General features: G+C 63.5%; 15 protein-coding genes. 12 read left to right on the top strand and 3 right to left on the bottom strand.

Annotated elements, in window-relative coordinates:
- Both ACR0LW_RS05000 and ACR0LW_RS04995 read right to left on the bottom strand, forming a co-directional pair.
- On the bottom strand, positions 1–1,647 hold the full coding sequence (locus ACR0LW_RS05000) for an acyl-CoA dehydrogenase family protein (protein ID WP_480881769.1): 1,647 nt from the start codon (positions 1,645–1,647) through the stop codon (positions 1–3).
- Positions 1,648–1,742: 95 nt separating this feature from the next.
- Positions 1,743–2,414, bottom strand: coding sequence for a GntR family transcriptional regulator (locus tag ACR0LW_RS04995; RefSeq protein ID WP_480881768.1), 672 nt, complete (start codon positions 2,412–2,414; stop codon positions 1,743–1,745).
- A gap of 126 nt (positions 2,415–2,540) precedes the next feature.
- Between ACR0LW_RS04995 and ACR0LW_RS04990 the strand changes: the two genes are divergently transcribed.
- Genes ACR0LW_RS04990 through ACR0LW_RS04975 form a run of 4 tightly spaced genes read left to right on the top strand, consistent with a single transcriptional unit; the run spans position 2,541 to position 6,296 of the window.
- Positions 2,541–3,485, top strand: coding sequence for a class II glutamine amidotransferase domain-containing protein (locus ACR0LW_RS04990; protein ID WP_170622402.1), 945 nt, complete (start codon positions 2,541–2,543; stop codon positions 3,483–3,485).
- Positions 3,482–4,195, top strand: a complete 714-nt coding sequence (locus tag ACR0LW_RS04985) for a GltB/FmdC/FwdC-like GXGXG domain-containing protein (protein ID WP_480881767.1) — start codon at positions 3,482–3,484, stop codon at positions 4,193–4,195. Before ACR0LW_RS04990 ends, ACR0LW_RS04985 begins: the two co-directional genes overlap by 4 nt.
- Entirely contained in the window at positions 4,180–5,604 is a 1,425-nt protein-coding gene (locus tag ACR0LW_RS04980) for an FMN-binding glutamate synthase family protein (RefSeq protein WP_480881766.1), read from the top strand. The genes ACR0LW_RS04985 and ACR0LW_RS04980 overlap by 16 nt, the downstream gene beginning before the upstream one ends.
- Positions 5,601–6,296, top strand: a complete 696-nt coding sequence (locus ACR0LW_RS04975) for a type 1 glutamine amidotransferase (RefSeq protein ID WP_480881765.1) — start codon at positions 5,601–5,603, stop codon at positions 6,294–6,296. Before ACR0LW_RS04980 ends, ACR0LW_RS04975 begins: the two co-directional genes overlap by 4 nt.
- A gap of 5 nt (positions 6,297–6,301) precedes the next feature.
- Here the strand turns inward: ACR0LW_RS04975 and ACR0LW_RS04970 are convergent, their stop codons facing one another.
- Positions 6,302–7,441, bottom strand: a complete 1,140-nt coding sequence (locus ACR0LW_RS04970) for an FAD-dependent oxidoreductase (RefSeq protein WP_480881764.1) — start codon at positions 7,439–7,441, stop codon at positions 6,302–6,304.
- A 91-nt stretch (positions 7,442–7,532) separates the two neighbouring features.
- Between ACR0LW_RS04970 and ACR0LW_RS04965 the strand changes: the two genes are divergently transcribed.
- Genes ACR0LW_RS04965 through ACR0LW_RS04930 form a run of 8 tightly spaced genes read left to right on the top strand, consistent with a single transcriptional unit; the run spans position 7,533 to position 14,228 of the window.
- Positions 7,533–8,825, top strand: coding sequence for a glutamine synthetase family protein (locus ACR0LW_RS04965; protein WP_480881763.1), 1,293 nt, complete (start codon positions 7,533–7,535; stop codon positions 8,823–8,825).
- Positions 8,825–9,091 carry a EutN/CcmL family microcompartment protein gene (locus ACR0LW_RS04960; RefSeq protein WP_170630865.1) on the top strand — a complete coding sequence of 89 codons (267 nt, stop codon included), beginning with the start codon at positions 8,825–8,827 and terminating at the stop codon, positions 9,089–9,091. The genes ACR0LW_RS04965 and ACR0LW_RS04960 overlap by 1 nt, the downstream gene beginning before the upstream one ends.
- 40 nt (positions 9,092–9,131) lie before the next feature.
- Positions 9,132–9,440 (top strand): BMC domain-containing protein, encoded by a 309-nt coding sequence (locus tag ACR0LW_RS04955; protein WP_170630867.1) that lies wholly within the window; start codon positions 9,132–9,134, stop codon positions 9,438–9,440.
- A 19-nt stretch (positions 9,441–9,459) separates the two neighbouring features.
- A complete protein-coding gene (locus tag ACR0LW_RS04950) occupies positions 9,460–10,644 on the top strand; it encodes a hypothetical protein (RefSeq protein WP_480881762.1) in 1,185 nt (394 codons plus the stop codon).
- Positions 10,644–12,023 (top strand): aldehyde dehydrogenase family protein, encoded by a 1,380-nt coding sequence (locus ACR0LW_RS04945; protein ID WP_480881761.1) that lies wholly within the window; start codon positions 10,644–10,646, stop codon positions 12,021–12,023. Before ACR0LW_RS04950 ends, ACR0LW_RS04945 begins: the two co-directional genes overlap by 1 nt.
- Entirely contained in the window at positions 12,020–12,643 is a 624-nt protein-coding gene (locus ACR0LW_RS04940) for a BMC domain-containing protein (protein WP_170611731.1), read from the top strand. The genes ACR0LW_RS04945 and ACR0LW_RS04940 overlap by 4 nt, the downstream gene beginning before the upstream one ends.
- Positions 12,643–13,824 carry a malate dehydrogenase gene (locus ACR0LW_RS04935; protein WP_480881760.1) on the top strand — a complete coding sequence of 394 codons (1,182 nt, stop codon included), beginning with the start codon at positions 12,643–12,645 and terminating at the stop codon, positions 13,822–13,824. The genes ACR0LW_RS04940 and ACR0LW_RS04935 overlap by 1 nt, the downstream gene beginning before the upstream one ends.
- Positions 13,821–14,228 carry a Rid family hydrolase gene (locus ACR0LW_RS04930; protein ID WP_480881759.1) on the top strand — a complete coding sequence of 136 codons (408 nt, stop codon included), beginning with the start codon at positions 13,821–13,823 and terminating at the stop codon, positions 14,226–14,228. Before ACR0LW_RS04935 ends, ACR0LW_RS04930 begins: the two co-directional genes overlap by 4 nt.
- The last annotated feature ends 108 nt before the right edge of the window (positions 14,229–14,336 follow it).

The raw sequence follows: 14,336 nt of genomic DNA, 5'->3' as shown, positions 1-14,336 counted from the left end.
TTACCCCAGCCGCTCAAGAATGGCGCTGGTGTCCATGCCGCTGACGGCCCCGTAGATCCGGCCGCGCCCTTCCGGGTTCAGGCGGGTTGCGACATAGGCATCCGACATTGCGGCGGGTGAATGACGCAGCAGCACCGACGCAGTCATCAGCGTGGCCAGGCTTTCGGCAAACCACCGGGCCTCCGCTTCTGCCGGAAGGGCAGGCCAGCGGGCAAAATGCTGATCAAGTGCAGCGTCAAAGGCGGTGTTGGCCCCGCGCGCCTTGTCCAGATCCGCGCGCAGTGCCTCACCGCTTTCCGGTTCGCGCGTCAGGGCGCGCAACACGTCCAGACAGATCACATTGCCGGACCCTTCCCAAATCGAATTGAGCGGCGTTTCACGGAACAGCAAGGGCAGGGGCGTGTCGTCGGTGTATCCGACCCCGCCCAGACACTCCATCGCTTCATAGACGATCGTTGGCGCAAGCTTGTTGCCCAGAAACTTGGAAAGCGCGACCGCGATACGGGCATAGGCCATGTCATCTGCCGAGCCGCTGTCAAAGGCGCGTGCGATGTGCAGGGCCAGCGCGGTTGTGCCTTCGAAATCCAGCGTCAGATCGGCCAGAACCGACCGCATCATCGGCTGGTCGATCAGGCGGCGCTGAAAGGTCGAGCGTCCTTCGACCCACCATTTCGCCTCGGCCAGCGCGCCGCGCATCAAACCGGCAGGCGCCATGGCGGTACCCAGACGGGTGTGTTGCACCATTTCGATGATGGTGGGCACGCCGCGCCCCTCATCACCCACGCGATAGGCCAGCGTGTCGTGATATTCGATCTCGGACGAGGCATTGGCCTTGTTGCCCAGCTTCTCTTTAAGGCGCATCACATGCAGCGAATTGCGCTCGCCCTCAAGCCAGCGGGGCACCAGAAAACAGGTCAGCCCGCCGGGGGCCTGCGCCAGCGTCAGGAAGCCGTCGGACATGGGGGCCGAACAGAACCATTTATGCCCGCGCAGCCGATAGGCGTCACCATCGGGCGTGGCCACGGTGGTGTTGGCCCGCACATCCGAGCCGCCCTGTTTCTCGGTCATCGCCATGCCAAGGGTGGCGGCGCGTTTTTGCTGTACCGGTTTCATGTCCGTGTCATAGGCCCGCGCGGTCAGCTTGGGCCGCCAGATCCGCTCCAGCTCGGGCGCGGCCATCAGCGAGGGCGTGGCGGCATAGGTCATCGTCACCGGGCAGCTTGTTCCCGGTTCAACCTGGCTGAGCATATACATGCCCGCCATGTAGTGAGTGTGCCCACCCCTGGCCCCGTCCCAGGCCGCTGCGGCAATGCCCGAGGTAAACGCCAGATCCATGATCTTGTGATAGCCGGGGTGAAACCGCACCTCGTCCAGCCTGCGGCCCGAGCGGTCAAAGCTGATCAGTTTGGGCTCGACCCGGTTGGCCTCACGCCCGGCTTCGCGCATCTCGGCGCTGCCCAGTCGGGCACCCATATCGGCCAGCGCGGCGGTATCGGCCTGACTCAGCCCGATGTGATCGCGCAGGATCGGGTCGGTGGCCCAAAGATCAAAACCATCGCGGGGGACGGGCTGGTTTTGCACCTCATGCGTGGGCAGGTGGCTCATTGATGCGGATGTGGTCATGGCGCTCACGTTCATTTCTGTCATTTCTGACAAACGATGACACGGAGGCCCCTGCTTTGCATTTGTATCGTCGCGTCATCCACGGACGGGCTGGCCGTCTGGACTGCCCGTCACCGGCTTTAACTTTTGTGTTCTTCCTTTAGCCCTTCGATCTGCAGATCAAAACCGGCCTGAATATGTGCGGTAAAGGTTTCAAGCGCTTCGGTCGCGTCACCCGAAGCAATGGCGTCGACCAGCATCAGATGGTTTCCCAGGGACTTTGAAATATCGACGTTTTCAATGGCCGAAAACAGATGAAACGCCATCGCCTTGCCCCAGATCATGTCGAACATGTCCAACAGGAACTTGTTGCCCGCCTCGACCATGAAGGCCCGGTGGATACGGCGGTTGGCGATGAAATAGTCGCGGGTGGACGGGTCTGTCAGATCCTCTTCGCGGCGGATTAAATCTCGCAGTCGGTTCAGCACGTCCGGTTCGGCGTGAACGGCCAGAATTCGAGCTGCCTGCCCTTCGATTGCGGCCCGCGCCTGATACAGTTGCCGGACCTCGTTCCGATCCATCTGGGCGAGACGAAAACCGCCGCTGGCCGCAACCTCAAGCACGCCTTCGGTTTCCAGCCGCATCAAGGCCTCGCGCACGGGGGTGCGGCTGATGTTCAGTTCGGCGGCCAGTTTTTCCTGCACCAGCCGGTCCTCGGTCGTGATCTCGCGACTCATGATCGCTTCGACCAGTTGATCGTAGACCTCATCCGCCAGCCGTCGGCGTTGTGTCTTTATTTGTTTCAGAGCCACTCGCAGCCTCTCTTTCTGTCTTTTGAATTCTGTATTCAAAAATCCAACAGGTGCCAAGGCGAATAGGGTTGCTATTACTCGTGTACTGTATACAGTATACAGACGCGATTGAACAGGGAGCTCTTCATGTGTGGAATAGCTGGCAGGATACTGGCCGCGCCCGGCAAGGTTGGTGCGGATCTGGTTGACCTGATGGATGCGCAGGAACACCGGGGCGCGGACAGCACCGGGTTTGCTGTCTATGGCGTGCCACGCGAGACCGGGTATGTCCTGCGCGGCATGGGGTTTGACAAATCCCGGCAGGATGCGGACCTGACCGCATTTGAATCCGTTCTGCGTGAACATGGCAGCAGCTTTCTGTCCGACCCCCGGATCGTGACGGATGAAAACCGCCACTACTGTTTTCGGATCGAGATCTCGGACCCGTCGAACCTGCAGGCCTGGGTCGCAGATGCCGATGAACTGACCGACCGGATCGAGGTCCAGTCCTGTGGCCGCAGCCTTGAGATCATCAAGGATATCGGTGGTGCTGAGGCAGTGGCCGAAAAGCACGGCGTGCGCGACATGATCGGCACTCATGGGCTGGGCCATGCGCGACTGGCGACGGAAAGCTCGGTTCTGCCCAATGCTTCGCACCCGTTCTGGGCACGCCCATTCTCGGATGTGGCGATTGTCCATAACGGGCAGATCACCGACTATTTCACATGGCGCGACCGGCTGACCCGCGCGGGCTATCGGTTCCTGACCGAGAATGACAGCGAGTTGATCGCGGTCTGGGTCAGCGACCAGATGAAAGCGGGCCTGACGATGGAGCAGGCGCTGAAAAAGTCGATCACCTCGATCGACGGGGTTTTTACCTATATGATCGCCACGCCGGACGGGATCGGCTTTGCCAAGGATCGCTTTGCGATGAAGCCGCTGGTCGTCGTCAACCGCAACGGCGATCTGGCCGCCGCGACCGAGGAACAGGCGGTGCGCCGGGTGATGACCGAGGAATGTGACGTGATCAACTATGACGGCCCCTCGCTGACCGGCATCTGGGGCGTCGGCAACCGGACCCTGGCGGCATGAGCGAGGTGGCAGCACAGATGGATGAGATCGTTATCGAGGTTGGCAAGCGCCATATCCGCGAGGTGAACCGGGACATCATGGCCGCCTGTGCCACAGGCCGTCCGATCCGGGTGGTTGATACGCTGTCCCGGCACAATCTGGGCGTGGGCCTGCCGGACAATGTGGACATCACCTTTGAAGGCTCGGTTGGGTATTACTGCGGCGGGCTGAATACCGGGGCCAATATCACCATCGAACGCAATTGCGGCTGGGCCGTGGGGGAAGGCATGGCCAAGGGCCACATCACCGTTGGCGGTTATGCGGGGATGTCCTGCGGGGCGGCGATGATTGGCGGCACGATCCACGTCAAGGGCGATGCCGGGCCGCGTGTTGGTGTTGCCATGAAGGGTGGCAATATCGTGGTTGAGGGCAAGATCGGCTATCAATCGGGCTTCATGGCCCATTCCGGGCGGATCATCGCATTGGGCGGGGCAGGCGAGTCCTGCGCTGATGCTTTGTGGGAAGGTGAGGTTTGGGTTGCGGGCGAGGTCGACAGCGTCGGCGTCGATGTCAACGTGATTGAACCGACCGCCGAGGAAGTGGCCGAGGTCGACGCGATCCTCGACCCGCTCGGTCTGGTCGACAGCTCCCGGAACTGGCGCAAGATGGTTTCCGGTCAACGCCTTTGGTATTTTGAAAGCAGGGACGCAAGCGCATGGCTCATGATCTGAGTAAACCCTATGAGTATCCATTCGATGTCGCCCCCGAGGAAGAAATCCGGTTCCGCGACGCAGGCGCAATCGAGGGCCGCCCGGCGGGTGTGCCCTCCTCATATGACGAAGGCGGATCGACCCGCTGGACGCCCGAGGCGATATCCGAGGTTCACGCCTTAGCGCAGTTGGGCCGGTATCAGGTGCGCGGATACAACACGTTCAACAAGCGGATGCCGACCTTTGACGACCTGACATTTGTTCCCGCGACCATGACTCGCTTGCCGCTGGAAGGCTATCGTGAAAGCTGCGACACCACCACCGTTCTGGGGGGCGGACGCGGATTGGTCGAACGTCCGCTGGAGCTGAGAATCCCGATCTACATCGCCTCCATGTCCTTCGGCGCGCTGTCGGCCTCGGCCAAGGCGTCGTTGGGTTATGGGGCCTCGAAAGTGGGCACCATGACCTGCACCGGCGAAGGCGGCATGTTGGAGGAAGAGCGCGAAGCCTCGCAACGTCTGCTCTATCAGATGTCGCCCGCCCGCTATGGGGTCGATCTGGACCATCTGCGCCGAGCGGATGCGTTGGAGATCGTGGTGGGGCAGGGGGCCAAGCCGGGAACCGGTGGCCTGCTGCTGGGTATGAAGGTCAGCCCGCGTGTCAGCCAGATGCGGACATTGCCTGAAGGGGTCGATCAACGCTCGACCATCCGGCACCCGGATTTCCTTGGGGCTGACGATCTTGCGGTGAAGATCGAGGAATTGCGGATCGCGACGAATTATCAGGTTCCAATCTTCATCAAGATGGGCGCAACCCGCCCCCGGTTCGACGTCGCCGTGGCCGCCAAAGCGGGCGCGGATGTGGTTGTGGTGGACGGGGCCGAGGGTGGCACCGGGGCCTCGCCCGAACTGCTGCTGAACCACACCGGCATCCCGACCATGAGCGCCATTCGCGCCGCGCGCGAGGCGTTGGACGAGTGCGGCATGACCGGCAAAGTGTCCCTTGTGGCCGCCGGTGGTATCCGGTCGGGTGTGGACGCGGCCAAATGTCTGGCCTTGGGCGCGGATGCGGTGATGATCGGCAACGCGGCGATGGTGGCGCTGGGGTGCAACAGCCCGCGCTATCTTGAGGATTACACCGCTTTGGGCACCTCTCCGGGTGCTTGTCACCACTGCCATACGGGCCGCTGCCCGGTGGGTGTGGCCACACAGGACCCGGACCTTGAGGCGCGCATGAACCCCCATGCCGGGGCCGAGCGCATCGCCCGCTATCTGACCGCGATGACGATGGAGATCACCGCACTGGCCAAGGCCTGCGGCAAATCCTCGGTCCATAATCTGGAGGTCGAAGACCTGCGCGCGCTCAGCTTTGAGGCGTCGGCCTTTACCGGCGTCAAGATGGCCGGGATCGACCGCGCGTTTGATTGGTGAGGATTGCACTTCTTGAACTGACCGGCCATCCGCTGCCGCTGTTGCAGGGTCTGCCGCGTACCGCGCAGCAGATCCGCGACTGGCTTGCGCCACATCTGCCCGAGGCACGGTTTACCGCAACCAACGTGGTGGACGGCGCGCCACTGCCCGCGCTTGAGGATTTCGATGGCGTCATCGTCGGAGGTTCGGAGTTTGGGGTCTATGACGACACCGATTGGATGCAGCCCTTGCGGGCGTTTTTGGTGGAGTGCAAAGCCGGGCAAAAGCCGGTCTTTGGCATCTGTTTCGGGCATCAGATCATGGCTGATGTCTATGGCGGCAAAGCCGAGAAGGCGGCGGTTGGCAATATCGTCGGCGCACGGCGCTTTGAATATGGCGGCGATCATGTGGACGCCTATGTCTGGCATCAGGACCAAGTGACGAAGGTGCCGCCTTCCGCGCGGGTGACCGGGTCGGCCAGCCACTGCCCGGTTGGGGCGCTGGATTATGACTTCCCGGCGCGTTCGGTGCAGTTTCATCCCGAATACCAGGCCGCCCAGCTGCGCGATCTGTTCCAGCGCGGGCGCGATGTGTTCCTGACCGGGGATGAAGCTGATGCCGGTCTGGCCGATCTGCACAGCAGCGACGTGCCCCTGGATCTGGCGGTGTCTCAGGCCGTTGATCTGTTTCACGGAACCTACAGGCCAGACTAACCGGGTTAACGCCCGCTGGGGCTTTCCTTGGGGCTCAGCTTTCTGCGTCCCGCGATCCTGAACCGGTCGGCGGTGCCGAAATCCTTTAGTCCTACGCCTGCCACGAACTCTCCGAACACCGGGGCATGTTTGAACAGATGCCCCGAACACCCACCGGCGAACAGCACGTTGTCATGCTCGGGGTGCCAGTCGACGATGAAATGGGTGTCAGGCGTCAGGATGATCTGGTTGAACTTGGAATCCACCACCCGTTGCCCAACCAGCCCCGGCAGGCGGTGGCGGATGTAGCTGCGGGTGCGGCCCAGCGTTTCCCGGCGGATCAGCCGTTCGTCATTGTCCAGATCGATCTTGTCCGGGATCACCACCGCCGCCTTGACGCCCGACCCTTCAGAGGACGGCAGCCCGAACGAGCCCTGCCCGTGATCGATCCAGCAGGGCATCCGGCTCATGTCGAAATCCTCGGACCCGTCGGGGGTCGAGGTATACAGGACATTGACCCCAACCACGGTCGAGATCGGCTTGATCGTTTTGGGGAACATATCCGCCATCCAGGGGCCGGTGGCGATGACGATCAGATCGGCCTCAAGCGGTTTGCCGTCCAGCATCGGACGCTCGGACCCGTCGGTGGTGACGCGGCCGCGCCGCACGGTGCCGCCCGCGCGGCGGAACAGGTCCAGCCCGGTCAGCACACAGCGATGGGCCATCAGCATCCCGGCCTCGGGCTCGAACAGGGCATAGTCGATATCAGGCACCCGGAATTGCGGAAACCGGGCCTCGATGTCCTGTCGGGCAAACTTGTAATAGGGCACGCCAACCCGGTCGAAGGTTTCGGCTGTGGCGTCTTCCCAGTCGCAATGCCCGCCGGTCGCCAGAATCAGCGCGCCGCATTCATACATCAGGTTCTGCCCGCTCTCGGCCTGCAGCTCGAGCCACCGCAGGCGGCTTTCGCGCGCCCACCGCGTATAGAACTCGTCCCGCCCGGAAATGGCGCGGATCACCCGGTTGTAATCCGTTGAAGATGCACGGGAATGTCCCGGTTCCCACCGGTCGATCAGCGTCACGGCCTCGCCGCGCCGTTGCAGGGTCAGCGCCGTCATGACCCCGGCAATACCACCCCCGACAACGATGACAGAGCTTTTGGACATGGCGCAGATTTTCCTTGTTTCCGGGCTGGCTTTGTGAATACTGTATACAGAATACAGCAATTATAAAGCCAAAAACAGGGAGCGCGCGCAAATGAGTTCGGGGTTTGAACTGCCCGAGGGCATACATACCGTCATTCTGGGTGTGGGTGATCTGAACGGCATCATGCGGGGCAAACGCATTCCAGCCAGCCATTGGGATCACGTCTGTCAAAGCGGCAATGCGCTGTCGATTGCGTTGCTGGCCATCGACATGACCTGCGATGTCTGGGACACGCCTTATGTCAATTTCGACAATGGCTATCCGGACATGCATGTGTTCCCGATGACGCAGCCCGTGCCGGTGCCGTGGGAACCCGGCGTGGCGGTCTGTTTTGGCCGCGCCGAGGGTATGGATCACAAGCCGGTGCCGATCGATCCCCGTCAGGCTCTGGTCCGTCAGGTCGACCGCGCCCGCGACATGGGGTTCGAGGTCAATGTGGGCACCGAGCTGGAGTTCTACCTGCTGGACCCCGAAACCGGCCAGCCGCGCGACAGCGGCATTCAGGTCTATGGCCTGGGCCGCGCGGCCCGGATGGAACATATCGTCGGCCCGATCCGCCAGCAGATCAACGAATGCGGCATTCCCATCGAACAGTCGAACCCGGAATACGCAGCCGGTCAGATCGAGGTGAATATCCGCTATGGCGAAGCCCTCGCGGCGGCGGATCGCGTGGTTCTGTTCAAATCCCTGATCCGCCAGTTGGGCATTGCCCATGGCTATCTGGCGACCTTCATGCCCAAGCCGTTTTTCGATCAGTCCGGCAACGGGTTCCACACGCATTATTCACTGTGGAAGGATGGCGTGAACGTCTTTGCCGACAATGGAAAGATCAACGACACCGGAAAATCCTTCATCGCCGGTCTGCAACAGCGCATGTGCGAGATGTCGATTTGCGGCGGCGGGACGGTCAACGGCTATCGGCGTCGGCAGCCCTATACGTTCTGCCCGATCAACACCAGCTGGGGCTATGACAACCGCACCGTGGGCATTCGGGTGATCGAAGGCTCCGACAGTGCCGTGCGCGTCGAAAAGCGCGATGCGGGGGCGGATGCGAACCCGTATCTGCTGCTCGCCGCCGAGATTGCAGCCGGACTGGACGGGATCGAACAGGGGCTGACCCCCACCGATCCCACACCCGGAAACGCCTATGAAGAAGGTATCGGCGATCCGATCCCGACCGATCTGCCAACGGCCATCGCGCTGGCGCAGGGCTCGGACTGGCTGCGCGATGTGCTGGGCGAGATGCAGTGGCAACTGGTGGTGCAACAGGCCGAGCGTGAGATGGATTTCTTCAACCAGCAGGTCACGCAGGTCGAACTGGACCGCTATCTGAGGACGCTCTGATGCATCTGGGCAAGGTCGCAGGAACTGTCACGGCAACCGCCAAGGACGCCAAGCTGGTGGGGTCGAAACTGCTGCTGACCGATCTGGTCGACGGCAAGGGCAAACTGATCGACCCGGCGCGCGTGGCGGTTGACACCTGCGGCGCGGGGGTCGGCGACACGGTGCTGCTTGTCACCGGATCGGCGGCGCGCATGGCTGCGGGGCTGTCCACGGCTCCGGTCGATCTGGCCATCGTCGCAGTGGTGGATCGCGTTTCGATCACCTGAGTCACAACACGCGGAACTTTTATCTTCGGAGGAACAGAAAATGGCGAAACCAGTGGCAGGGCAGATGGCCCTTGGCATGATCGAGACCCGGGGTCTGGTCGGTGCAATCGAAGCGGCGGATGCGATGGTCAAAGCGGCCAGCGTTGCAATTGTGGGCCAGACCAAGGCCGGTGGCGGGCTGGTCACTACGCTTGTGCGCGGCGAGGTCGGCGCGGTCAAGGCGGCCACCGACGCGGGCGCGACAGCGGCCAACAAGGTCGGCGAAGTGGTCTCGGTCCACGTCATCGCCCGCCCTCATGACGAGCTTGAGGGGATCATCGACAGCCTCGGTTCCGGATCGACGGCCTGATCCCGTCTGAGGAGGTCTCATGTCAGCCGGATTCGAGGATTTCACCCGCGCCGTGACACGCGGCGCCACGCGGGACGCGCCCGAGCCGCCTCGGCTCGACCGTATTTGCGTTCTGGGCGGCGGGCCGGACGCCCGCCTGCTGGCGGCGCTGTGTCTGGCCGAAGGGGCCGAGGTCACCCTGTTTTCGGCATATGGGGCCGAATTGGCCTTGCTGGCCCAATCCTCGGGCATCGGCATTCAGGGCGATGGGCCGGTGGGCACCTATCAGGTGGACCGCGACGGGCCATCGGTGCGCACCACGGCGGAACTGGATGCGGCGGTGCGGGACGCTCAGGCGATTTTCCTGACCGGTCCGATCCACAAGCAACGTACCTATGCCATGGTGCTGGCCGATCACCTGAGCGACGGGCAGATACTGGTTCTGGTGCCGGGCCGGTCGCTGGGTGCGGTTGAAACCGCCTGGCTGCTGCGGATCGGGGGATGCACCGCCGATGTCACGCTGGTCGAAGTTCAGGGCTTGCCTTACTGGTACCGGGCCGAGGGGTCGGGCCTGACGCTTTCGCAGGCCGCACCGATGGCTGCGGCGACCTTGCCGCGCGGGCGCGATCAGGTCCTGGACGCGCTGTCGCGCTACCTGCCGAACCTGCACCCGGTCGAGTCGGTTCTGGCATCGGGGTTCAGTGACCTGTCTGCCGCCGTTGAGATCCCGGCGCTGATCCTTGGCGGTGCGGCGATGGGCACCGGCGGTCCCACCGTGCCGATGGGTGGTGTTCCGCTTGCGGAGAACCAGACCTTTGCCGCGTTGATCGGTGCCGACCAGATGGCGGTGATTCACGGGCTTGCCGACGAGAGGCGGCGCATAGCCGCCGCCTTTGGTGTACGCAACCTGCCGCAGACCGAAGACTGGGTCTCGACCTTTGCCGGGGCCGAGCGGGGCGCCGGTGCGCGTCCGATCCCGGATCAGCAGGCCGCGCGCGGTTTGATGCGCGACGGGGTGCTGGGCTCGCTGGTGCCGCTTGTGTCGGCCGGGGAACTGGCAGGCATTCCGACGCCGCTGACCAGCAGCCTGATCGCCATGTCCGACCGGATACTGGGCGCGGACGTGGCCGCCGCAGGTCGTCGGTTGGAAACGATCGGGGTATCTGCAGGCGACGTCGATCAGGCCCGCCGCATCTTTGACACCATAGCCACCGGAGGCGCGTGATGGACGCTGACCTGAACTCCATCGCTGCCGCGCGCCGCGCTGCTGAAACCGCGTTCGAGGCCTACCGCGCCTTTCTGGGCACCGACCCGGCGCAGGTGGATGCCATCGTCGATGCCATGGCCCGCGCCATCGAGCCCGAGGCTGAACGGCTGGGGCAACTGGCGGTCGAGGAAACCGGGTATGGCAATGTGCCCGACAAGCGGGTCAAGAACCTGTTCAACGCCCTGTCGGTTGCGGATTATCTGCGGGACGTGACCACCCTTGGCCTGCTCTGGCGCGACGATGCCACCAAGGTCGCCGCCTTTGGTGAACCGATGGGCGTGGTGGCCGCGCTGATCCCGGTTACGAACCCAACCTCGACCATCATCTACAAGGTGCTGTCGGCGGTGAAGGCGGGCAATGCCATCGTTTGCGCCCCGCATCCGCGCGGCGTGAAATGCGGGATCGAAACCGTGCGCATCATGGCCCGCGTGGCCGAGCAGATGGGTGCGCCCAAGGGGCTGATCCAGTGCCTTGATGCGGTGACCATTCAGGGCACAGCCGAGTTGATGAAACACCGCCGCACCTCGGTCGTGATGGCAACGGGCGGCCCTGCGATGGTCAAGGCCGCCTATTCCAGCGGCAAGCCGACGCTGGCAGTTGGGGCGGGCAATGTGCCCTGCTATGTGCATAAATCCAAAGCCCGCGTTCTGGCCGAAGTGGCCGAGATGATCGTGACCTCAAAAAGCTTCGATTATGGCACCGCCTGCGTTAGCGAACAGGCGGTGGTCGCCGACCCCGAAATCGCACGCGACCTGCGGCATGAACTGAAACTCAAAGGGGCCTATTTCTGCACCCCGGCCGAGGCCGACCGGCTGGCCAAAGTGATCTTCAAGGGCGCGCAGATGATGGACCCGGAACGGGTCGGGCAAAGCCCGCAGGCGCTGGCCGATGCCGCCGGATTTTCGATCCCGCCGCGCACCCGCTGTCTGGTGTCGGAAGAGGTTGAAGTGGGCTGGCACCGCCCGCTTTCGGCGGAAAAGCTGAACCCGGTTCTGGCGTTTTATGAGGCGAAATCCACCGATCACGGTATCGAGCTGGCGCAATCCATCGCCAAATTCGAAGGCTGGGGCCATTCCTCGGTCATCCATTCCGATGACCCCGAGGTGGTGGCCCGGTTCTCAACCGTGCCCACGGGCCGGGTGCTGGTGAACACGCCGGGGATCATGGGGGGCATGGGCTATTCCACCGATCTGGAACCATCCTTCATGCTGGGCACGGGCACGTGGTCGGGCTCGATCACCTCTGACAATGTCACGGCCCTGCATCTGATCAATATCAAGCGGGTCGCCTACGAAAGCAGACCCTGGCGCGACATTTACGAGGAGTATGGCGCATGAGCGAGATCACCATCCGGGCGCTGATGCAGATCGACAACCTGCAACCTAAATTTGCCGCCTATAACGGCGCGACGGTGCAGGGCTCGGTGCCCTTGTCCGGCGACACCGTGCTGATTGGTGAGTTTGCGCCGGGCAACGGGGTGTTCTCGCTGATCGACCGGGCGCTCAAGGCATCCTCGGTCGAGGCGACGACGCAGATGGTGGAACGCGAGTTCGGGTTTTTCATCCTGCGCTCGCCCTCGAATGCCGAAGTGTCCGCCGCGCGCGATGCGATGCTGGCGGAACTGGGCGCGTCGATGTCGGACCGGCTGAAGCCCGCAATCAGTTCGACGCAGATCATCACCAGCGTCGAACCCTATCAGGCGCAATTGCTGAACAAATGGCGCAAAGGGGCGTTGATCGTGCCTGGGCAAACGCTGGGTATCGTGGAATGCGCGCCCGCCGCCTATATCTCAATCGCCGCGAATGAGGCCGAAAAAGCCGCCGAGATCGACATTGTCGAGGTGCGTGCGGTGGGGCGGTTCGGGCGTCTGTTCATCTCTGGTTCGGAAAACTCGGTCAAAACCGCTGTCGAGGCCGCCACCCGCGCCATTGAGGCCGTAGACGGGCAGGCTGGCTAATGGCCACCCCGCGCGTCATAGGTTCGGACGCGGTCGAAGACGCCCGCCGCCGCGGCAGGATCGTGTTCGAGGTTTTGCCCGGTGACATCGTGACTGCATTGGCCCGCGAAACGGCGGAACGGGTGGGCATCACATTGGTGGATGGGCCGCTGGAACGCCCACAACCGCCGCGCACCGATGGTGCGGTATCAATGCGCCGGGTGCTCTATCGCCGCTCACCCAAATGGGTCGCCCCTTCGCGCGCGCCGCGCAAGGCGCGCAGGCTGGGCAAACTGGCGCTGGTGGGGGCCGGGGGCGTTGGCGGCAATATCGCGCATCTGGCGGCGATGGCGGATGTCGCGGATGAGATTGCGCTGATCGACATCGCGCCGGGGCTGGCGGCCTCGACCGCGCTGGACCTCAACCACACATCCGGCATCACCGGGGCCCGTGCCCGGTGTACCGGCGGAGAATCGCTGGATCTGGTGGCCGGGGCCGAGGTTGTCGTCGTCACCGCAGGCCGCGCCCGCCGTCCGGGCATGAGCCGCGCCGATCTGATCGACGTGAACGCCCGCGTGATCCGTCAGGCGGCTGAGGCGATCCGGTCCGCCGCCCCCGATGCCATCGTGATCGTAGTCACCAACCCGCTGGACGAAATGACGGTCGAGATGCTGCGCGCCACGGGCTTTCCGCGCGAACGGGTGCTGGGCATGGCGGGCACGCTGGACAGCAGCCGGTTCCGCAACGCACTGGCGATGGCCGCCGGTGTCACGCCTGCGGACGTCGAGGCGTTTACGCTTGGCAGCCATGGCGATGAGATGGCCCCGATCCCCAGCCGCGCCCGCATCAAGGGCCGTCCGCTGGATGTATTTCTGTCCCCCGAACAGATCGATGCCTGCGTGCAGGATGCCATCACCGGGGGCGGGCAGGTTGTGGCGCTAAAAAAATCGGGGTCCGCGACGATTGCCCCGGCCCATGCCTCGATCGAGTTGATTGACCACATCCGGGGTGCACGGACCGGGCCGGTTCCGGTCTCGGTCATGCTGCAGGGCGAATATGGCATTGATGGCGTGGTGCTGGGCGTGCCCGCCCATCTTGGCGCGGGTGGGTTGGTCGAGGTCGAGGAACTGCGCCTGACGCCCTCGGAACAGGCGGCGCTGCAAACGGCTGCGGATGCCATCCGGCTGAGGCTGGGCCTGTGACGGTGCGCATCTGGAAATCCGGCGGACGGTTTGAAGAGGTCGCCTCGTATTCCCGCGCCAAACGCATAGGCCCGTTTGTCTGGGTCGCGGGCACGACGGCCATCGAACCCACGGGCCGCATCCATGCGCCCGGCGATGTGGGCGCGCAAACGCGCTATATCCTGTCCCGCACCGAAGACGCGCTAAATCAGATGGGGGCCGAGCTGCGCCATGTGGGCCGGGTGCGGGCCTATCTGACCGATTTGTCAAAGGCAGGTGAGTTCGCCCGCGTGCATGGCGAGGTGTTCAAGGGTATCGACCCGGTCCTGACCGCCGTTCAGGCAGGTCTGACTCAACCCGGTCTGATGGTGGAGATCGACGTGGACGCGGTGATTCACGATGAAACCGGCCAGATCGGTTTCTGAACGGCCATCCGACGCACCGCAAAAAAGGGCGCCGGTTTGGCGCCCTTTGCGTTTGGATTACGACCCGTTTGATCAGTCGATCATGGGCAGCAGCTTGTCCAGCGACTG

The organism is Ruegeria sp. N4 (assembly GCF_056531425.1).
The sequence above is the reverse complement of the archived record's forward strand: the minus strand, read 5'-3'. Positions and strand labels throughout refer to the sequence as shown.